This is a genomic window from Embleya sp. NPDC008237 (genome assembly GCF_042956465.1).
Lineage (GTDB): Bacteria > Actinomycetota > Actinomycetes > Streptomycetales > Streptomycetaceae > Embleya.
The window spans coordinates 1-20937 of sequence record NZ_JBIBGL010000024.1 but is presented as its reverse complement, the minus strand read 5'-3'; the positions used below and the strand labels follow the sequence as shown (position 1 = coordinate 20937).

Sequence of the window (20937 nt, the reverse complement as noted above, 5' to 3'; positions counted from 1 at the left end):
CCGTCGGCTACAACGCAAAAAGGCCCTCCCCGTTCGGGGAGGGCCGTGGTGAGGACGCGGTCGTGCAGGCAGGCGTGAAGACCAGGGTGCACCTCGGGGTGGGTCCCTACGGAGTGCGCATTTCGCCGCGCAAACGCTTGACTTCCGTTTCGGCCCGGTCGGCCCGCCAACGATGGTGTTCGAGCGCGGCGCACGCCTGCTCGTAGGCCCATCGGGTCGGTGCGGGCTCCTCGGGGTCGCAGGGCGCTTCGGCTCCGTCAAGGTCGCCGCCGGTATTCCCTGGGCTGCGGCCCGGCCGACGAGTAGCCGCACTTGGTCCAGACAGCCGTCCGCACGCCGGACCCGGGCCGAAAGATCGGGAACGTCCTGTCGGGCCTGGACGATGAATGCGATGTTCACGACGACTTGCGCCTCGTTCCGCGCGGTCTCCGGGTCCGCGGGTTCCGCGCCGTCGACGGTCGCGATGGCCGTCGTGTAGGTGATGTCGCCGGGGCCGTTGATTTGGAGACCTGCGACGATGATCGCGTGGCCCTCCACGTGTGCCCACGGCGGCGGTGTGGCTGCCACGTGGCGGGCGTCGATCTCGTCGAGTTCGGATGGTTGTTCCGTGTGGACCACTGCGGACTCCCTGGATGGTGGGGCACTGCGACCCGGCCCGGTTCGGTCGGCGTTCAGGTGGAGGGCGCCGGTCGGAGGCCGACCGGCGCGACGGAGGGCTGCATGTGCGGCTTGGATCGTCGAGCGAACAGGTGCTCTGGCACGTTCCGTTCGCTAGACGGGCACGGGAACGCCGTTGGGGGTGCTGGGGGAGTGAGTGGGCATCACCTCGAGGCCGGCCCGGAGGCGGTCTGCGGTCCTCCCCCAGCGCATCGCGATCAAAGGCGACCCGGGGTCACCATTGTTCTCGCGTGCGGCTGCGGCCGCATCGAGAGCGTCTGCGAGCTCGTGGACGGATCGCGCGTTCGGTACGTCTATCATGATACGAATCATGATCTTCTTCCTGTGACGGTCGATAATTCCGGAATCGGTCTCTCACAAATCACTCACTCGTGCCGACCTCCGGCGTTCGTCCGAGGAGTCGCTGCGAGCCTGCCCTCGAGGGCAGGCTCCGCGTGACGGCCCGTGCGCGATTCCCTCGGTCAGTCGGGGCTTCTGGGGGAGGGGCGGAACGTCGGCAGTCCCAACCGGACGCTCTCCCGCGCACGTCGGTCCCTGCCCGAGCGGCAACACGGGACAACCGTCCGCAGAACCGGTGGGCTCCGCGGTGTCTCAGGTTGCGGGCCCCCACGGTCGCCAGCGCCTCCCGAAGCCAGGTCCTCGCGTCGCCACCGGCGCGCGGGACAGGAGCCCCCAGGCGGATCAGCATGGCCTCGACGTACTCGTGCCCCTGCTCCTGACGACGCACTTTCTGGGCCGCCCGGTCGTTCAGCACCACGCCGTTCGGAAGCAGCTTCATCGTCCGCGGTTTGGCCCGGCCCATGTAGACCGCGTTCGTGGCTTGGTAGATCGTCCCCTCGTGCCCGACGGCCACGAGGCTCCCGCGGAGACGTCCCTGCACGGTACGGGGTCGGCGAAGGAGACGACTCCACGCACACCGCGACCGAGCAGCGGGCGAGGAACCAACTCTCGGCGTTCGCCGGGCAGTCGTCCGTGAGGACGAACCGTGAGCATTCCAGCGATTCGACGTACGGTTCGAGGCCAGGCAGGGGCCGCGTCAAGACGGCCTCCGCGACCGGAATCCCGAACACCGCGACTCCGCACAGTCGGTGTTCCCCGGCGTCGGTGTCGTACAGGCCGAAGCGGAGGCGCGCGGTCCCATTTATCTGCATCTGTCAAGTGGATTCGCAGGTAATTGGCCATGCAGTGTTGAAGGCATATCAGACACGGTCTGCTGACCGCAGCATCGACTACGATCGGCTCCGCGACAAGGTGCGCTAGAAGGAGGGCTGTGAGTTGACCCGACGGCCGCGTTCGAGGACTCGCAGTCGGTGCGGGCAACGGCGAACATCCGCCCGCCGGCGTCCGGCTGGGACAACCCCCACAAGGTGGACGCCCGCAAGCGGCACTTGGTGGTGGACTGTCTCGGCTTGGTCCTGGCCGTCCCGCGACGCGGCGCCGGTTTCACCGTCCACGTCGCCCTATCCAACGTCCTTGCCGTTGGCGATGCCGACTGGCGCCACCCCGCTGCCGACGGCGTACGCGCGGTTGCCTACGACGGAGGTGAGGGCGAACACGCCTCGTGTGTTCAGGCCCCCTACAGAAGTCGTCCGCCCGTATCGACGGGATATTGATCAGAAACTCATGGGGTTCTCGTCCAGGACGTAGCGGACGTGCGGGCCGCCGAGGTAGCCGCAGACGATGTGTGGCTGGCGTTGGCGTCTGCGGAAGAACCGGCGGGTCTCGGCGGCGAGCTCGTCCTGGTCGCGGGCCCGGTGTTGTCTGGGCAGGCTGTGCTTGAGGTCGGCGTTGACCAGCTCGTCGGGGTTCAGCTCGGGTGAGTACGGGGCTCGTCCGTGCGTTCGCGCCGGGATCCGGCCACGCATGTGCAGCGAGCCGCAAGGCAGTTGCCCCCTGCGACTTCCGGGCCGGTCAGTGCCCCTCGGCTGCTGCCAGCCCGCGACGCCGGACCGAATGCCGTAACGAACCATCCACCACGCTTTGCCCCAGCATGTATGCCGATACGCCTTCCTGTGCTGGTAAGCGGCAACTAGCCTGAAGGCAGATCGCGCCGAACACTGGGGGGCTGATGGAAGTTTCTTCCAGTACACCCATGTTCATCGGACGTGCCTGGCTCGCCGAAGCGGTGCGGCGCTGGGCCGCTTCCGACGTGCGCTACCTCTTTCTGACAGGGCAGCCGGGAACCGGGAAGTCGGCGGCCGTCGACCATCTGTGGGGTGGCGAACCGATACCCGGGCTGGCCAGCGGGGCTGTCTACCAGTGCCGCGCGAACTACCGGCGAACCTGCGATCCCGTACGGTTCGCGGAAGCACTCGCCGAGCAGTTCAGCCGTACGCTGCCCGGATTCGCCGATGCCCTCATGCAGGTCAGTACGGAGCTGTCCGGGCGGTCGGGCGAGGTGCACATCGAGGGCTCCGCCTCAGCGACGACGGTCCACCCGGAGGGATCGGTCATCGGAGTGCGCGTCTCGATCTCGAACGTCTCCGCCGACGAGGCTTTCGACCGGCTGGTTGCCCGGCCGTTGGAGCGCGTCACGCTCCACACGAAACCGATCGTGGTGATCGACGCCCTCGACGAGGCCCTGACCTACCGCGGCCACCGTACGATCGCGGAGCTCGTCCTCGAAGCAGGTGCGGACCTGCCGCTGCGCTTCGTCATCACCTCTCGGCATGACGCTCGCATCATCGCGACGATGGAGGTCCTTGAGGGGGTGTCGTCACTGGACCTGGTGGGCGACGCCCCCGACGCCGACGCGGATCTGGTGGAGTTCGCTCTCCACCGGCTCAGGGACCTCGTCGGGGACGCCGGGGAACGGGCGGAGCTGGCCCGGAAGCTGGCCGCCAACGGGGCGGGCAACTATCTGTACGTCCACCACCTCACCGCGGAGTTGACAGCAGGTACGCGCGACCTGGCAGAGCTCGACGACCTCGCCCTCCTGCCCCGCGGGCTCGAAGACCTCTACCAGCAGTTCCTCCGCAGGGAGATCCGACCGCTCGCCAATGCCGCCGCGGAGGACCGCTGGCGCGAGCAGTTCAGGCCCGCTCTGTCGCTGCTGACGTCGGCTCAGGAGGGCGGCTTCTCCGTCGGACAGCTCGCCGAGATCCTCGGCAGCACGGAGCAGAGCGTCATGGACGTCGTCCGAGTCCTCGGACAGTATCTGGTCGGCCGGCCCCGCGGTCCGTGGACCCTCTACCACCGTTCGTTCGCCGACTTCCTCCTGCACGGTCCCGACCCCCATCTCGATGCGGCCGAGGGCCACCAGCGCATCGTCGACTACGGCTTCGAGCAGTGGGCCGGCCACTGGGAGGCCTGCGACGACGCCTACTACCTGCGGCATCTCCCCGATCACGTGATGACGGCACTGGAGTACCCGAACCTGACGCGTGCACAGACCAGAACGCTGCGCGACCGGCTCTACGCACTCGCCACCTCAAAGGAATACCTCGCTGCGCAGAGCGTTTCCGCCCCAGCGCGCGAACCGCACCTGGCGACCATCGGGCTGGCCCTGGATTCGTCGCTGGGCTCTCGCGAGTACGAGCGGGTGGTCCTCCTGGCGCTGGCGCTGGTGGACGCCCAGTCCGCCGCCGACTCGCTCACCCCGGTGCAGGCCGCGCTCGACTGGGGTGTCGAAGCCGGGGTCGCCAAGGCCAGAACGTACCCGGAAGAGATTTCCCTGCTCTGGCATCTGCTGATCATGGCCGCGCTCGGGCTGCAGGGCCGCAGAGAAGCACTTGCGGTGCCGAACATCGTGAAGCGCTCCGGGTTCGACACTGTCAACCAGGAGTGGTCGTCGGCCGCCGCGGCGCTCGTGGCCCCGTTCGTGCCCGTCCTGGGCTCCGACGATCGCCTCGGAGCGGTGCTGCGGATCGCCGACGACGCCATGCTCGGCTATCTGGCGATGTTCCTCCTGGAAGGCGTCGCCCCGGACTGGTCGATCGTCCCCGCGCTCCTGGTCGAGGAGGGCGTCGTACGAGCGCGGGCGATCACGGAGATCCTGTCCCGTGCCGCGTTGGCCGAGGAGAACACCGAGGAACTGCCCGCCCTCGGCGACCTGGTCATGGAGGACTACGCCCGCCGACAGGGACAGATAAACCGCATGCTGGGGCGGGACGGCGAGGAAGCAGCCCCGCTCAAGACGTATCTCCTCACCCCGGACGTTCCCGACTCCGTACTCGTGGCGCAGGCCGTACGCGGCGAATTCCAGGAGGCTTGCCGGGAGTTGACCGATTCCGATGGCATCTACCACCACCTCACCGGCGCGGACGCGGTCCTCCTGGGAATGATCGTCGATGCGGTCCTGCACGGCGGGGAGGCTGCCGACAGGGCGCGCGACGCCGGCGAGGAGGCGCTCCGGCAGCAGCCCGGACACGTGTGGAGCATCCTCCACTACACGACCTATCTGCGCGGTCTCGGAGATCCCCGGGCTGCGGAGCTCCTCGACCGGATCGTCGGGCTCTCGCACACCAACGACGATGACGACTGGTACTGGGAAATGTACCGGGGCCACATCGACCCGTTCCACGGTCGGTGCGACGTCGGCCTCAAGTTCGCCGTGATCCGGGAACTCTGTGCGGCCGGGAGAACGGTGGCAGCACGAGCCGAGGCCGAATACCTCCGCGAGGGAAATCCCGCAGAATTCATCCGCGCCCTGTCCTACGTGCGGAACGCGGGGCCCGACGAGGACACGGCACAGGAAGCTCTGGAGTCGGCGCGGCACGCAGCCGCCGCGACCCCGGACAACCTGCACAGCCAGGCGATGCTGGTCCTGGCCGACGGTGACCTCGCGAGGCTGATCGACACCATGGCCAAATCGCTGGTACGGGTCGACAGTGCGCCCTTGCGGGGCATCACCGCGTGGTCCTCGCTGGCCTGGGCAGCCCGTCTGAGAGGCGACCAGGAGCGAGCCGCGGCGCTAGGGCGCCTGGCTTGTGAGCAGTTCGTCCGGCTGCCCGAGGAGTACCGCCTACCGCGGACGAGGGACCGCATCGTCCGCAACCTCCTCCGTGCCCGCCAGTCCGGTGCCGCGGCCACCGTCCTCAACACCCCCACGACACATCGGGGTTCACGGGTCCTTCTCCCCCTGGACGACGTTGAACACGACTTGATCATGAGTGGGGAGGTCGAGGAGCTGAAGTTGCTGCGCAGCGCGGTGGGTCGTATCCCCGACCCGGCCGATGGCGAGTCCCTCCAGTCCCAGGCCCGGCTGATGAGCTTCCTGCGGGCCAACGGCGACTTCGAGGCTCTCGCCGGCCTCCGATCCGCCACGCGCACGCGGCTCGAAGACGCCATGGAACGGATGACTCAGGAGATCGGGCGGGAACAGCATCAGTACTTCGACAGCGACAGCGACGAGACCGAGGCCGCCCGGCTGGCCCTGCTCGCCGCGGACCTTGGCGAGCCCGAAAAGGCAGAAACCGCCGTGAGCCTCATGAACTCCTGGGCGTACAAGGCCGAGATGCGCAGTGATGGCTGGGACGCCTTCCGGGGGCACTTCCCGCGCAGCGACGAGACGCGGCAGGACTCCGACAACCGCTACAGCCGACGGTCGCACGTGGCCGCGCATCTGGCCGAGGCGTACCACCGCAGCGGCGACCCCGCGCGGGCCTCGGCCACCTTCAGCGAGGCCCGCAAGCTCGCGACGGTGGTCAGGACGGCATCGTCGCGCTCACTCGCGTTCTCCCGACTGACCGAGTTCGCGGCCCGATGCGGCTGGTACGCCGAGTTGCGGGCGATCTGGCCCGAGGCCACCCGGGCACGTGACAGTTGGCTGGGTGCCGCACCCGAGATGCTCGTGGTCACCATCCAGCAGGGCGGCGCACCGGCGGCCGACGCCAGAGAAGCCTTCGACGTCATTCTGCGAACGAGCAGCCTCACCAACCTGGACCATCTGGACCTGCTGAGTCTGGTGGCGGTGCTGAGCCCGGAGTCCGACGTCGAAGCCCGGCTGCTCGCCGCCTTCCCCGCGCGATGACCCCGGCGGAGGCCGAGGCCATCACCGGTCTCCAGCACGTCGCCGGCGCGCAGGGCATCCAACTGCCCCGGGCCGTCACCACGCTTCTCGGTACGTCCCTGTTGTGGTCCGGCGGCACCCCGACGCACAACTCGCTCACGCCCGGCTACCCGCCGGTGGAGTACTCGTTCTCCACCTGGCAGCCCGAGGAGTTCCGCATGGCCGCGCAGCTGTTCGCGACCGTCTCCGCGCCGGAACGCCTGGTCAGGACAGTCGACTTGACCTGTGACCTGGCCGACCGCAGCCCTTGGGCCGGTTCCCTGCGACGAGTTGCCTGCGCCCCTCTCCCCTCTGGCCCGAAGCGATTCGGCGCCTTCTTCGGGATGACCGCCGCTGTGGAGGGCCTCACCGGTCTGGAGACCTACCTGGAGGCGGTGGAGGAAAATGAGCTGCTGACACCACTGCTGCCTGGCCCGTTGCGCCAGGCATTAAAGCCGTCGCTCGGGCCGGCGTTCACGGGAATCGGAATCCGCCGTGGCACGGTGAGACGGCGCGCGTACCTGGCCGTCACGCGCGACCTGGAGACGCCCACACTCCTCCGGGCCCTGGGCGCATGCGGACCGTCCGGCCACCTCACGGACGTACTCAGGTCACTTGGTGACGTGACGAAAGGGCGTCGCGTCCTTCCCGCCCGCACGGTCATGGTGACCTCGGCAGATGATGACAGCACTTGGAGCGTGGAACTCCACGCCAAGTCCTACGGTTGGGACCTTGGCTCACTCCCAGGCCGACTCCCTCGTCTGCGGAACGCGGCGTTTCGCCGGTGGACGTCAGCCATCGGTGGCCGCCGCGCCCTCGCCACGGTGATCAGCATCCGCTTCAGCCAGGAGTACGGCCCTGGGATCGCGGTGTACGCGGTACCCGCGTGGGCCCGTCAGCCCACATCGCCGGCGTCGAGGCCGATGGCCTGCCCGCCCTCCTCCACCGAGTCGCTGCGCACCCTCCCGGTGGCGGATCCGGACGTGATGTGGCGCGCCCGCAACCCCGCCACGTAGCCACGGACCTCCTTCACCACGGCTTCGCCGGTGAGGTCGACCCCGTCGGCGCCCCGGTTCTCACCCCGGAACACGATCGGCTGCCCGTAGACGGTTTCCAGAGTCCGGCGTAGTGCGTCGACGAGCTCGACGACCTGGCGGTCGTTCGGATCGACCGCGTCGACCCCCTGGCCGTACTCGCTGAGATCCCGACGGAGTTCCCGCAATTCGGGTTCGAGTTCGTCGGCCCGTTCGAGATCCACGCTCAGCACTCCGGCCGGCGTCTCGAACAGTTCCGACGGGAGCTCGGCGGTCGCCGCCCGCCGCTCCCTGCGCTGCTTCAGCACTTCTCCGGCCTGACCGTAGAGGAACTTGACCCCCTCGCTGAGCGCCAGTGCTCCGATGGCCGCCAGAGTGATCGGATCCACCATGTTCGTTGTCCCTGCCTTGAGGGTGAGTACGACGTGTACCGACTGCCCGGCGGTCGCCTGGAGATCGGCGGCATCGAGGCCGGGCAGATTCCCGGCCTACGACGGTTTGGTGCTGGTGCTGACGCCCCAACGCGTGCAGGCCGTCATCCATGAGTACAACAGATCGGTCCCTTTGCACTCTGCCGGTTCGGGTCCGGTGACCGAAAGGCAGACCCTCAAGGCCGTAAACCGGCCACCGTGAGGGGACGTGTGGGTCGACACCGTCGCAGACGTCTGCCGGCTGGCGGCGCGCGTGTCTTGAGGATGGACAGCCCGAGGGCACTTCGCCAGAGGCGGGACGCCCTGCGCCGCCTCGGCATCGAGGAGGCGGAGCAGCTCGTCGACGCGGACTCCGCGCTCCTCGACTGGCAGGGCCTGCCGCACGACTACGGGTGGGGCGCCGGGGTGTCGCGGAATCGTTCCGGCCCGCCTTCGCCGCGGGCCCGCGATGGCAGCGGCTCCTCCACCAGCCAGTGCAGGAACCGCGCGAGCTGCCACACGGTGATCTGGGCCCATTCCAGGCGGTGGAAGGTGCAGTACGACAGGTACAGCGCCGCTCGCCCGGCGTAGGTCCTCTCCGTGTTGTAGGCCCGGCCGGCGTCTCGCAGACCTGCGAGGAACAGCGAGCCTTCGTGGTGGAGGGCGTAGTCGTCAGTTCCGACGATCACCCACCCTGTCTTGTTCTGGGTCAGCGTCGCCCGCTCTGCGCGGAACGACCTGACAAACGTGCCTGTGATGCCAAACACCCCTTGGATACTGATGATCCGGCCAGTTCAGCATGCATGTGGCTGACGTGGCTGTTGGAAAGATCACGGTGAAAATAGACGGAAAGGAGCCGGAGTAGTGGTGCTCCAGCACGAAGGACTTGGCAGGCTTCTCGGCGAGGTCCTCGGGCATCGAAACCGCCCTCGCTGAGGTGGCACCACGCGTGCCGCCTGGCGCGCGACCGCTGACACCACTCCGACGCGGTCGGGATCTCGGCCAGGCCGGCGAAAGGCAGGACGTCTTGGACGGCGTTCATCACCGCCGGCTTCACCGCAAGGCTCCTTGGAGCGGGCGGCATCGTTGCAGTTGGTCGGTCGTCGTGGCGTCACGCTCCCACGCGGCCTCGAGAATGATCCGTTCGGCCCTCGCCGCGCTGTACTGGGAGATGAGGTAGGGCACTTGCCGGTCGAGGCCCGCATTGTCGATGTCCGCTGCGGCATGTCCAGCTGCGTCGTAGAGGGCGTCTGCGGCGTCGTCGTCGACGGCGCCGGATGCGTTGCAGGCGTAGCGACCGGCGGCGTCGTGTACGGCCTCGTCCAGGTCGACGGCGTCGACGCCGAGGTTTCGGGCGAGGAGGAGCAGGTGGTGGATGTCCTGGGCCTCGCGTGGGTCTGTGTCGGTTTCGATGTCGAGCATGAGGAGTCTCCCGCGACCGCGGTGGCCGTTCTCGTTTCGGTGGGTGTGCTCGGAGCCGGGTGGGCATCGACGTGGCCGCGATGCGATCGGCGTACCCGACGTGTGGTCGGCCGGGCGTCTGCCGGGTCTCGGAGCGGTGTGGCCTTTCGGGGTGCCTTGTTCACGGTGATTCGCTGTCCCGTGATCGGGGTCCTTGCCACGGGGTGTCGTAGAACCTGCGGGTGTGGCCGAGGTTGCGGAGTCCGTTGTCATGGCTGTCGGTGAGACGGCGCAGCAGGGAACGATGGTTGATCGGGATATTGCCGATTTCGTGGTCGATGCGGAGTTGGCGCAGGTTGCGGTCGTGTGCCTCGGTGGCTCGGCGGGCCTGGGCGATGGTGGCGTGCTGGCGGCTCCACAGGATCAGGAGTTCGCGGTCGTTGGTGGCGGTGGGTGCGGTGCGCAGGTTTTCGTGAGCGGCGATGACGGCGGCGAGGGCCGAGGCGAAGGTGGCTCCGCTCGCGAGAGTGGCCGCGACCAGGGGGGTCAGCGGCGTGGCTTTGTCTGTCGGCCGTGTCCGCAAGGCTTCGGCTGCTGCGGGCCGCACGAGTTGGAGTATGACGATGCAGCCGGCGAGGACGACGCCGATGAGGTCCCGGGCGCGGGCCGTGGGGGTGGCGTCGGGGTCGAAGGAAATCGCGGGCAGGGCGAGCGCGATGCCTGCGACGACGAGGGTGGGGTTCGGACCGGCGAGGAAGCGGAGAGCGTGCCGGATGCTGGGTGTCATGGGTCTTCTCCGGGTCTGCCCCGGTTTTCTCGCGGCGGGGCGGTCGGGGCGGGTCGGCGAGCCCCTGGGGTCCGGGGCTCGCCGACGCGTTCGGTCATGCGTTGAGGAGCAGGTCGCGGTAGAGGCTCAGGAGGCTTTCGGCGAGTGCGGGGTGGATTTTCTCGATCCACAGGCAGGTGTTGGTGACGCCGATGGACACGTGGACGTTGGCGCTGCGGCTCTCGCCTTCGGGGCGCAGGTCGTACTCGCCTTGGTAGTTGGCGGGTATCCATCCGGCCAGGTCGATCAGGTACGGGACGGCCTGAATGCTGGCGGGGTGCGGGGCGGAGGGGGTGAGGCTGGGGAGTATGGCGATGAATTGGCGGGCGATGTCGGGGAGGAACGTCGTGTCGGGCGGGGTGTCGGAGTGGCGGGCGTAGTAGGGGGCGTCGGTGTGGACGATGCCGCGTGCGGGGTCGAAGATGTCCTCGCCGACGGCGGCGCGGACGTGGGCGACGTAGTGCTCCAGCAGCGCGGTCATCACGTGGGTGGGTGCGCCGGACACCGCGAGGTCCAGCACGGTCCCTGAGTGGAGGCGTGTTTGCACCGAGGGGTAGGCGGTGTCGCGCAGGTAGCCGTTCCAGTACTCGAACATGCGCACGGAGTGCTTGACGCCGGCTTCGGTCAGGAGTCGTCGATACCGTTCGATTCGCTGTCGGTTGTGGACGCGTTCGATGTCTTCGAGGCACTGTCGGCCGAGTTCGTTGCTGATCGCGTCGGTGTCGATGAGGGGGCGCAGGACCTTGCGCCAGACCTGGGCCGCGATCTTCTCGATGGGGCGGCTCATCGCGGCTGTCGTGTAGTAGCTCGGGAACTCGCCGACGAATCCCCCCGTCCACGAGGAGATGCGGGCGCGACCGTCGTAGGCGCGCAGGAGCAGTCGGATGCATGTCCGGTCGTTCGGGTTCTCGTTGGGGGTTCCGTCGTGGGCGCCGTCGCCGATGAGGCGCCCGTAGGCGGGCTCGTCGCGCAGGAGGTGCCACTCGCGGCCGAGAATCACGTCTCCCGCGTCGAGGCGGCGCTGGTAGTCCGGGTGTTCGGTGATCGTGGGCCATTGCCGGCCGAGCTCGGTTGCGAGGTTCTCGGCGAATGCGAGGGGGACTTCACGCCTGTCGGTCGTCATGCGCTTCTCCCGGTTCGTGGGGTGGGCATGGGTGAGGCGGCGGTGTGGCACGGCGCAGGAGGCCGATCGCGTCAATCACATAGTCTATTACATCATCGTAATAGTTAATCTGAATGTACACGTCGTCTCGGTGCGGGGCAACGGTCCCGGCGAAATCCTTCTCGACTCCTCGCCGCAGGGTGTGCCGCTCGGCGCCGGCTCGAACGCCGGGCGGCACGAAGGCGGGCCGCGCGGATCCGGGCGGCCCGAACCGGCGCGGTCCGCAGCGGAGGTCAGGCAGTCAGGGCCAGATCGCCGCGCGGGATGGTCGAACCCGTGACGGCCTCGACCAGGGCACAAATCAGGATTTCCGCGACCGGCGGCGTCACCGCATTGCCGTACTGGCGAACCTTCTCGGCGTGGGTCCCCAGGACGATGTAGTCGGGCCGGAAGGCCATGCCTGCGCCGACCTCGTGGGAGAGCAGCATGCGATAGCGGACGTCGTCCAGGCCCGTGTCCGCGGGGTTGCAGCTGGCCCAGCCGAATCGGTCACGGGTACTCAACGTGCCGCTCGGGCGGAAGATGGGGCGGGCAACACCGGTGGAGTAGTACGGGACCAGCAGATCCAGCCTGCTCCGATCCGGCGTGTGGGCGCTGTCGGCGGCCCGCCGGTGGGCATCGACGGGGGCGGACGCGAGTCCCGGCCCGTGCCCGGGGACTTCGAAGAGCCCGGGCGGAACGGCGACCCCTCCGGTGGCGTAGCGGTCGCGGCCGGCTCGGATGCGGTCGAGGGTATTGGCAACGAGCGGGTCCTCGCGCTCGGCCAGGCGAGAGCCGGGAACCGTCCAGTCGATGATCGCCGCCGCGGGTCGAGTGGCCGGTTCGACGACGTTCCCGCGGCATCCGATCCTTGGGCAGCGGTAGAGGTATTGATTGCGGGCTCCGTAGCAGCCCATGTCCACACCGGGCTTCTTGAACACCTGCAGGGCGTCGACCTCGGTGCCGCAACGGTCGCACCAGGCGCGCGGTCGCAGCCATTTGTCCCAGTCGGGATCCCGGCCGAGCGAGTCGTGCCAGTACGCGACGTAGAGACGATCGCGAGACTGGGGCGCGCGGGGCGAGTGTCGGGGCGTGGCGTGCATGGAGTTGAGGGCGATGACGCGGATGCGGTAGCCGAGCCTGCGGATCTCGCCGAGCCATCGGTTCCACTCGTCCCACTTGCGGCACTGGATGACGTTCTCCACGACGCCGGCGAGGACGGGCCTGCCCTTGTCGCTCATCGCCCGCAGGTAGCGGGGCACTTCCTCCATCAGGGCCCGGCTGCGTATCGCCTTCTCGTCCGGGGCGTTCTGGTCGAACAGGGTGAGGGTGCTCTTGTCGAAGTCCCGGCGTCGGCCGCGGGCGTCGGTCCAGTAGGGGCAGGCGGGGGAGGCCCAGTACAGATCGACGCGGGGAAGTCTCGTGATGTCGAAGGTGGTGACGTCGTCGAGGATGTGGTCCACCCGTGGGAAGTTGGCGCTGTGGCTCTCGACCGCGCGCAGGAAGTGGTTCATCGCGAGGACGGGTTCGACGCCGGGCACCTGGGCGGCGCCCTCGGTGTCGCCGCCGACGCCCGCGAACTGGCTGAAGTACGTGAGCACGGCTTGTCCCTAGCGGTCGGCCGGGCGGCACCGGCGGGTGGGTTCGGAGGTGTCCGTACTGTGCGGGGCGGTTCGCGTTGTCCCGGATCGGCGTGTCGCGCGGGGTCCTTTCGGCGATTCCGTGGCTGCGGCGATGCCGTCGGGCCGAGTCGGCCGTTCGGTGAGGTGCGAGGAGCCTTCGGGCGGATCGCCGAAATGCGCGGCTGCGGCGCACTCCGCGACCTCGGTGATCCGGGCGAGCGCCACCGCCCTCGCCCCCTCCGGGCGGCCGGCTGCTCGGAAGAGGGTGGGCGCCGGGAGCGTGGGCGGTACCCGCAGGATGTCGAGCTCGCGCCGGGTCGAGACGTCGGGCAGGGCGAACACCAACCTCTTGCCCGGGCGCTCGTCGCCGATGGGGGCGTCGGCGGCCGGCGGGTCGGTCGGGACGTCGAATCCCGTCAAAGGCGTCAGGGCCATCGAACTGTGATTGGAGGTTGTTGCAGGCTCGTTCGGGTGTCGGTGGATCGGCGGCATGGTCTCTCCGGACGGGTGGGTTCGGGCGTTGGGGGGTTCGTCGGTGTGCTCTCGTCGGTGATGCTGCGGAGGCGGGTGTCAACGGCTGCGCGTCGGCGCCACGATGGATGCCCATGCGCGGTGATATTTCTGGGCCCAGGGGCGGCACGCGGCGCGCGCGTGAACCACCGCGCTGTCGTCGGGCAGGTCGGGTCGCCAGAGATTGGGGCCGGGGAAACGCGTGTACCGCATCCGGTCGGTGATCGGCTGGCCGCATCCGAGACAGTCGCCGGGGGCCATCCGCAGGAGGTCCTCGAGGCGTGCGGTCTCGGCGTCGATCTCGGACTCGCGTGTTTCGTGGGCACAGGGCGGTAGTTCCGCACAGCGGCGGCAGACCGCGTAGTGCTCGGGCATCACCTGCCACACGTGGCCCGGGGACGCGAGAACGCGCTCGAAAGTCTCGGTTCCGTGGTCGCGGACCACGTCCAGGACCAGCGGGCGGCGTGTTCGGGTATCCCGGTCGAGGCGACTTCGGTGACAGTGGGCCTGCAGGCGGAGCCACCGAGTGTGCTCAAGTGGTCTCCGGGCCAGGACGCGCCACGCGGCGCGATTCCAGACGATGACGGCGTGGGGCGCCAGGGCCGACGTGGGGACCGATTCGAGGTGTTCCTCGCGCGGTCGCCAGGTGGTCGGGGGGCGGCTGGGCATTGCTCTCCTGTAGTACGTGCCGGGACGGCGGCGGCCCGACCGTTTGCGTTCACCGGTCGGGCCGGGCGGAGTTCTCCCGTGCGGGCGGGCGGCGTGCCGATCGCCGGCCCTCGCCGGCAAGTCGGCGAGTCGTGGCGGCGGTCGGGTGGGTCGGTCAGGAGTCCTCGGGGCGGCCTTGACGGGAGTCGCAGGCCCGGTCGTCCGTCAGCAGCGCGGCAAGCGCCGACTCGAACGGCTCGATGCGGCTGTCGTCCAGTGAGATTTCCTGTATGCAACCGCAGGGCCGCAGTCGGACGAGCGTGGGCCTGTCGTTGTGTTCGGCGGAGTCGCGAACGTGGATCATCCAGAGACCTTCGCCCAGATAGGCAACGGCGATGGGGTACCGGTCCCCGACTGCGGGATAACCGCTCCAGGTGTCGGTGTCGGCCAATTCCGCGTCGGTACCCAGCAGTTTCCTGGCGTACGCGACAGCATCCTGGACGGCTTGGTCGCGCTGCTTGCGTACCGCAGCGGCGAACCGCCGTGCGTCTTCGTTCCTCTTCACCTGCGCCTGGGCGCGGGCCCGGGCGAGCGTTCGACTGGCGAGTGTCCTCTCCTGCCGTGGGGTTTCGACGATAGTGGACGTCACGTCGTAGGTCCTCTCTCTGTTGAGTCGACTCGTTGGGTAAAGGCCTTCGGAGGCGCGGAGTTGCCCCCCGGGGCATGGACGGCTCGGCCGGTGCGGGCGCGGCCCGAACGGGATCGCGCCCACGGGCGTCCTCCCGAAACCATTACGCCTTCGTAATAGATAATTGAAAGACCGACCGGTGTCTGCGAAGCTCTCCAGCATGACTTCGAACAAAGCCGCTGCGGCGGGCGAGCCCGAGTGGGTGCCGCCAGCCGACATCGCCCGCAGGGCTGTCGATGGCGGGTTCATCCGCAGCATGAACGTCGAGCGCCTGTACTACCTCGCGCGTACCGACCCGGACTGGCCGGTACCGGAGGGGGAGTGGAGAGAGGCCGGCACGGTGAAGTTGATCCCGTGGGACGACCGGCTCCGCGCCTACTTCGAGCGGCGGCGCGAACCGGAGTGGCTGACGATGACCGCGATCGCCGAGCGGGTGGTCGAGGCGGGTTATGCCACGACCATGAGCCGGCCGCGGGTGAGTGTCATCGCGCGTACCGATCCGAACTGGCCGGTACCGGAGGAGGAGTGGAGGGGCGTCGGCAGGGCCAAGCTGATCCCATGGGACGACCGGCTTCAAAGGTTCTGGTCGACCCGGGAGGCCGGGGACGGCCCCAAGGGGTGGAGCCGGCCCCTGCGCGCCCCTGTCGCGCCGAAGGCGGAGGTGGAGACCGTCCCGGACGCCGCCGTGGCCGAAGCATTCGGGCTACCCGTCGACCTGGTGCCGGACTTGAAGCCGCGGCGCGGGAAGAGCTGGCGTCGGGACGACGTCGACAAGATCCTCCGTGCCCGACCGGCTTGGCTCGGCGACGAGGCGGAGGCGCGGGCCGAGATCGCCCGGCGCGTCAGGACTCGTGCACGTCGGCGGCGGGTCGACCGAGACACGGACGGCTGACCGAGGCAGCGAAGGTAACAATCGGGACATGATCCGTGACGTTCCAACCGGTCGCCGGCGCCGCCGCGGCGAAGGTTGTCAGCGCATCCAGACGTTGCCGACGTACGTTCCGGCGGTGTCGTTGCCGCGCCGCGTCCACAGGCCGCCCGAGCGGTGCTGGGTGCCGGGGTCTTTCGGTCGGCCCCATGCGTGCATGAGGCGGGCCGCCTCGCGCTTCGCGGCGGCGTCGTCAGGGGCGTCGAACCAGTCCTTGTCGACGACGCGTTCGCGGTCGGTGTCGAGGTCGGTCGCGATGTAGTCGAGGCGGTAGGTGCCCATGGGGCTACTCCTCATGGTCGGGGTCGGGTTGCTCGTGTGCCCGCAGTCCCGAGCGGACCGCCCGGGCCTGGTCGAGACTGCGCTCGCGCGGCGCTGCTGACCGCGCCGGCCTGCGGAACGCGGGACGCGGAGGGCCTGTGCACGGTCCCCGGCCCAAGTCCGGACGGCGCGCGTGGGTCCGGTCGAGACCGCGATGGCAGACCGGGTCACGCGCGAACAGGGAAGGCGCAGTGAGAGGGGGGAAGTTCAGGCGTCGGCCGTGTACGGACGGGGCGCTACGCAACGGGCCGGGGTGCGGGGCTCGACACCTGATTCCAGGGTCGATCACCTCACGGATGGCCGGGTCCGGCCGGGGAAGTCGTGGAATCGTCGGGTTCATTCGCGATGCGCAGCAGTACGTCCACGTGGCAGGGCACAGGTTCGCCCTTGTCGTCCACGAGGGGACACCAGCACGCGAGGGGATGCCCACGCAGTCGCGTCCGCGCCGCGGCGACCAACTCGGGATTTCGCGCGAGGTCCTTCTCGTACTGTTCGACTGCCTGTTGGCGGTCCAGGCCGATCGTTCGGAACGGGTTGCCCCAGACGGAACCGCGTCCGACGTAGATCGCCCCTGGTGGCATCCGCCAGCCCTTGGTGCGCCGGCGCTGGACTCGTTCCGGATATCGCGGGGGCGGGCGGGTGTCGTGTTGGCCGGCCTCGGCGGGGCCGAGGGCCCGGATGAGTTCGGAGTGGTGCATCGGACTGCTGTCGTGACACTTTGACGGCTCATTCGTCCTGGTCCAGGTCTGCGTCGCAGGCATCGCACAGCATGAGGCGTTGAGGATCGGCGACGTCGGGAACGAGGTCGCCGTCGTGGGGCCGGACGTCGTGTGTGGTGCCGCAGACATAGCAGCGGGGTGGCGTTGTCTCGATGATGTGCAGGAGGTTGCGCAGGTAGTCCGGGGTGAGGTCGAGGGTGCCGGCTATCGCTTCGAAGCTTTCGTTCAGCCCCCGAAGGTGGCGCACCTCGTCTGCGACGTACCTGCGTCGCGTTCGCGCCTTCGGCGCGGGGCCGTGGTCCGGTGACGCGGTGGGATCGTCGATGCGTTGGTCGTCCCAGGCCAACGGTGGTGCCCATGCCTTGAGTTCGGCGAACCGGGCGGCCATCGGTTCCCGGCCGGGGCTCATCTGCAGGGTGTCGTACAGGACGCGGACGCGGGCGGCGTCGCCGGCGCGAACGTTCTCGGCGGTGAACAGGGTCGCGACCCGTGCCCTGTCCATGTTGAGGCGTCGGGCGAGGTCGTCCATCGGATGTGCCATGGCAGTGAGGGCTTGGAGGCGGCGACGGGTGCCGGTGGCGTCCACCTGTGCACACGGGTCGATGTCGGGTCGGGCGGGTATTGCCAGGATTCGGTCGGCGAGGTGGGTGGCCAGGGGTGAGCGTCGGCCTGCTGCGATGTTCTCGACCGTCCGGGTGCACAGGTTCGCGCGTTCGGCGATGTCGTCGGCGGTCATGCCGGCTGCTTCCAGGCGGGCCAGGTGCGCGATGGTCTGCGCGGGGTCCACGTCGGGCCGGTGAGGGTAGGGGGGAGGGGGCGCGAGGGTGTTGCGTCGCGGCGCGCCGGGGGTGGGGCGTTTCCGGGTCCGGGGGTGGTGGCTGTTGGTCGTCATCGGGGTGGGTCCTCCTCACGGAGTGCTTCGGGGGAGTGTCTGCGCGGAACCGTCGTCGTCCCGACCGGGGACGTTCGGGGCCGCGGGTCAGAGGTTCCAGGCGAGCGCGTCGTCGAGGGGCTCGATCCGAGCCTGGAGTGCGCGGGGGGCCGCCCTGGCGGTGAGTTCGTGGTGGGTGTTGGTGTCGCCGTCCGACGAGACGGCGAGGTGTACGGGTCGGGTACCCGGGTGTGCGGCGCGTGCGCGTCCGAGGTCCCGGATGCGTCGGAGGGTGACGTTCGTGTCCCGCAGGGCGAGTCGGCCCCGGGTGTCGGGGTCAGCCACTCCATGCGGTCGCGCCGACGAGCGGTTTGATCTCGGCGGCGAGCGATCCCGTGGGATCGACCCTTGGGGCCAGCTCATAGCGGGTGGTTCCTCGCTCGGAGGGCACCGCGAGATGGACGGGGCAGGTTCCGGGGTGAGCTGCCAGGATCCGTTTGATCGACTCGACCAGTTGCGGGGTGATGTTCGCGTCCGGGATGGTCAGCAGCACGGGAGTGGTGTCGAGGCTCAGGAGGACCAGGTCGGACCCGAAGATGCCGAGGGCACCGTCGCGTTCCTGGATTCGGCCCCTGATGCTGACCGCAAGGTCTTCTTTCAGGGCGTGTGCGACGAGCGTGTAGGCGTGGGCGAAGAACCGCACCTCGATCTCGCCGTCGTGGTCGGCGAGGTTGATCATCGCCCACGGCGCGCCGCTCTTGTTGACCTTGTGCTCGACGGCGGTGATCAGGCCGGCGAGCCGGACGGTGCCCCCGGTGCGGTCGGAGGCCTTGAGTTCGGTGATCGAGGTGTCGCGGTGTCGGGACAGGATGTGCTCGGCGCCGTCGAGCGGGTGCGCGGAGACGTACAGGCCGAGCATCTCGCGCTCGGTGGCCAGCTTGAGGTTGCGCGGCCATTCCTGGTCGGTGAGCGTGAAGTCGAGCCCGACGGCCGGCTGTCCGGCGGCATCGGCACCGCCGCCGAACAGGTCGAACTGGCCACTCGCTTCGTGCTTCTTGAGGCCTGTGACCACTTCGACCGCGTGCGCGTGTACCTCGACCAGGGCCCGGCGGGTATATCCCAACGCGTCGAACGCTCCGGCCTTGATCAGTGACTCCACGGCGCGTTTGTTGCACGCGGGCAGGCCGATCTTGGTCAGGAAGTCGGCGAAGGAGTTGAACTTCCCCTTGCTGGTGCGCGCTTCGACGATGTCGTTGATGACGTTGTCGCCCACGTTGCGGATCGCCCGCAGGCCGAATCGCACGTCGAAGCCGACGGCGGTGAAGTCGGCCACGGACTCGTTGACGTCCGGTGAGAGCACCCGGATGCCGGCCGACCTGGCGTCCGCCAGGTAGAGGCCCATCTTGTCCTTGTCCTCGACGGAAGTGAGGAGGGCGGCGGTGTACTCGGCGGGGTAGTTCGCCTTGAGATAGGCGGTCCAGTAGGAGATCAAGCCGTAGGCGGCGGCGTGCGACTTGTTGAAGGCGTAGTCGGCGAAGGGCAGCATGATGTCCCACACCGTCTGGATCGCCTGGTCGGAGTAACCGTTGGCGCGGCACCCTTGGCGGAAGTCGGCGAAGGAGGCTCGCAGGACGTCCTTCTTCTTCTTGCCCATCGCGCGACGCAGCAGGTCGGCTTGGCCGAGGCTGTAGCCGGCGAGTTTCCGGGCGACCGCCATGATCTGTTCCTGGTACACGATCAGGCCGTGGGTCTCGGCGAGGATCGGGTCCAGGGCCGAGGCCATCTCGGGGTGGATGGGCGTGATTTCCTGCCGGCCGGTCTTGCGGAGCGCGTAGTCGGTATGGGCACCGGCCGCGATGGGGCCCGGTCGGTAGAGGGCTCCGGCCGCGATGATGTCCGCGAAAGCGGTGGGCTTCATCAGGCGCAGGAGGGAGCGCATCGGGCCGGCGTCGAGCTGGAAGACGCCGAGGGTGTCTCCTCGGGCGAGGAGTTCGTAGGTGGTCCGGTCGTCGAGCGGAATGCCGGCGCGGTCGAGGTCGATGCCGCGATTCGCCTTGATGATCGAGAACGCGTGGTCGATGATGCCCAGGTTCCGGATGCCCAGGAAGTCCATCTTGACCAGGCCCATCGATTCACACGACGGGTAGTCGAAGCCGGTGATGATCACGCCGTCCTTGTCCCGCCGGTGCAGCGGGATCAGGTCGATCAGCGGGGTCGAGGACAGGATCACCGCGGCGGCGTGCACGCCGGTGCCGCGGGTCAGGCCCTCGATGCCGCGTGCGGTGTCGATCACCATCTTCACTTCGGGGTCGGACTCGTACAGCGCGCGGATCTCGCCGGCCTCGGTGTAGCGCGGGTGGCCCTTGTCGAACATCCCGACCAGGGGCATGGATTCGCCCGCGACGTCCGCCGGATATGCCTTGGTGATGCGGTCGCCGGTGGCGAACGGCAGGCCCAGGATCCGGCTGGAGTCCTTGATCGCGGCCTTGGCCTTGATCGTGCCGAACGTGTTGACGTACGCGGTGTATGCCTGGCCGTACTTGTCCACGACATAGCGCATCATCTCGTCGCGCCGCCGGTCGTCGAAGTCCAGGTCGACGTCCGGCGGGTTGACCCGCTCGGGGTTGAGGAAACGCTCGAACAGCAGGTCGTATTCGAGCGGGCACAGGTCCGTGATGCCGAGGATGTAGGCGACGATCGAGCCCGCCGCCGAGCCCCGGCCCGGGCCGACCGCGATGCCGTTCGCGCGCGCGTGCCGACAGATGTCGGCGACCACGAGGAAGTAGGCGTCGAAGCCCATGGGCGTGATCACGCCCATCTCCAACTCGATCCGCTCCAGCACCTCCCGGCTCGGCCGGTCACCGTACCGGCGGGGCAACCCCTCGGCGATCGTCTTGCGCAGGTACGTCGCCTGCGTCTCGCCCTCCGGGACGTCGAACTGCGGCATCCGGTCGACATGCGCGAACACCTCGCCGTAGTCGCCGATGCGGTCGGCGATCAACAGCGTGTTGTCGCACGACTCGGGCACCTCGGCGAACAGCCGGCGCATCTCGTCGGAGGTCTTGATGTAGTAGCCGGTGCCCGCGAACTTGAACCGGTTCGGGTCGGCCTTGTTCTTGCCCACGCCCACGCACAGCAGCGAGTCGTGCGC

17 protein-coding genes are annotated in these 20937 nt (G+C 68.8%); 3 read left to right on the top strand and 14 right to left on the bottom strand.

Annotation, left to right across the window (positions count from 1 at the left end):
* Positions 1-2291: 2291 nt before the first annotated feature.
* A complete protein-coding gene (locus ACFZBU_RS42000; RefSeq protein WP_391589057.1) occupies positions 2292-2543 on the bottom strand; it encodes a hypothetical protein in 252 nt (83 codons plus the stop codon).
* A 227-nt stretch (positions 2544-2770) separates the two neighbouring features.
* Between ACFZBU_RS42000 and ACFZBU_RS41995 the strand changes: the two genes are divergently transcribed.
* Positions 2771-6649, top strand: coding sequence for a hypothetical protein (locus tag ACFZBU_RS41995; protein WP_391589056.1), 3879 nt, complete (start codon positions 2771-2773; stop codon positions 6647-6649).
* Positions 6646-7683 (top strand): hypothetical protein, encoded by a 1038-nt coding sequence (locus ACFZBU_RS41990; protein WP_391589055.1) that lies wholly within the window; start codon positions 6646-6648, stop codon positions 7681-7683. Before ACFZBU_RS41995 ends, ACFZBU_RS41990 begins: the two co-directional genes overlap by 4 nt.
* An 835-nt stretch (positions 7684-8518) precedes the next feature.
* Here ACFZBU_RS41990 and ACFZBU_RS41985 read toward each other — a convergent pair.
* The 8 genes from ACFZBU_RS41985 to ACFZBU_RS41950 all read right to left on the bottom strand — a co-directional run bounded on the left by ACFZBU_RS41985 (position 8519) and on the right by ACFZBU_RS41950 (position 14908).
* Complete coding sequence (locus ACFZBU_RS41985) at positions 8519-8800, bottom strand: hypothetical protein (protein ID WP_391589054.1); 282 nt, start codon at positions 8798-8800, stop codon at positions 8519-8521.
* A gap of 364 nt (positions 8801-9164) precedes the next feature.
* Positions 9165-9533, bottom strand: coding sequence for a hypothetical protein (locus ACFZBU_RS41980; protein WP_391589053.1), 369 nt, complete (start codon positions 9531-9533; stop codon positions 9165-9167).
* 160 nt (positions 9534-9693) lie between these two features.
* Positions 9694-10299, bottom strand: coding sequence for a hypothetical protein (locus ACFZBU_RS41975; RefSeq protein WP_391589052.1), 606 nt, complete (start codon positions 10297-10299; stop codon positions 9694-9696).
* A gap of 94 nt (positions 10300-10393) precedes the next feature.
* Complete coding sequence (locus ACFZBU_RS41970) at positions 10394-11461, bottom strand: hypothetical protein (protein ID WP_391589051.1); 1068 nt, start codon at positions 11459-11461, stop codon at positions 10394-10396.
* A gap of 272 nt (positions 11462-11733) precedes the next feature.
* A complete protein-coding gene (locus tag ACFZBU_RS41965; RefSeq protein ID WP_391589050.1) occupies positions 11734-13080 on the bottom strand; it encodes a DNA cytosine methyltransferase in 1347 nt (448 codons plus the stop codon).
* Positions 13081-13089: 9 nt separating this feature from the next.
* On the bottom strand, positions 13090-13536 hold the full coding sequence (locus tag ACFZBU_RS41960; RefSeq protein ID WP_391589049.1) for a hypothetical protein: 447 nt from the start codon (positions 13534-13536) through the stop codon (positions 13090-13092).
* A gap of 135 nt (positions 13537-13671) precedes the next feature.
* Positions 13672-14055 carry a hypothetical protein gene (locus ACFZBU_RS41955; protein WP_391589048.1) on the bottom strand — a complete coding sequence of 128 codons (384 nt, stop codon included), beginning with the start codon at positions 14053-14055 and terminating at the stop codon, positions 13672-13674.
* A gap of 379 nt (positions 14056-14434) precedes the next feature.
* On the bottom strand, positions 14435-14908 hold the full coding sequence (locus ACFZBU_RS41950; RefSeq protein ID WP_391589047.1) for a hypothetical protein: 474 nt from the start codon (positions 14906-14908) through the stop codon (positions 14435-14437).
* Between the two features lie 199 nt (positions 14909-15107).
* Here ACFZBU_RS41950 and ACFZBU_RS41945 point away from each other — a divergent pair, with 199 nt between their 5' ends.
* Entirely contained in the window at positions 15108-15839 is a 732-nt protein-coding gene (locus tag ACFZBU_RS41945) for a hypothetical protein (RefSeq protein ID WP_391589046.1), read from the top strand.
* A gap of 78 nt (positions 15840-15917) precedes the next feature.
* Here ACFZBU_RS41945 and ACFZBU_RS41940 read toward each other — a convergent pair whose 3' ends face one another.
* The 5 genes from ACFZBU_RS41940 to dnaE form a co-directional block, all read right to left on the bottom strand.
* Positions 15918-16157, bottom strand: coding sequence for a hypothetical protein (locus ACFZBU_RS41940; RefSeq protein ID WP_391589045.1), 240 nt, complete (start codon positions 16155-16157; stop codon positions 15918-15920).
* Between the two features lie 329 nt (positions 16158-16486).
* Positions 16487-16894 carry a DUF4326 domain-containing protein gene (locus tag ACFZBU_RS41935; RefSeq protein ID WP_391589044.1) on the bottom strand — a complete coding sequence of 136 codons (408 nt, stop codon included), beginning with the start codon at positions 16892-16894 and terminating at the stop codon, positions 16487-16489.
* 28 nt (positions 16895-16922) lie between these two features.
* Entirely contained in the window at positions 16923-17807 is an 885-nt protein-coding gene (locus ACFZBU_RS41930) for a hypothetical protein (protein WP_391589043.1), read from the bottom strand.
* 87 nt (positions 17808-17894) lie between these two features.
* Entirely contained in the window at positions 17895-18131 is a 237-nt protein-coding gene (locus tag ACFZBU_RS41925) for a hypothetical protein (protein WP_391589042.1), read from the bottom strand.
* A partial coding sequence (gene dnaE, locus ACFZBU_RS41920; protein WP_391589041.1) for a DNA polymerase III subunit alpha occupies positions 18124-20937 on the bottom strand: 2814 nt, incomplete at its 5' end. The genes dnaE and ACFZBU_RS41925, both read right to left, overlap by 8 nt.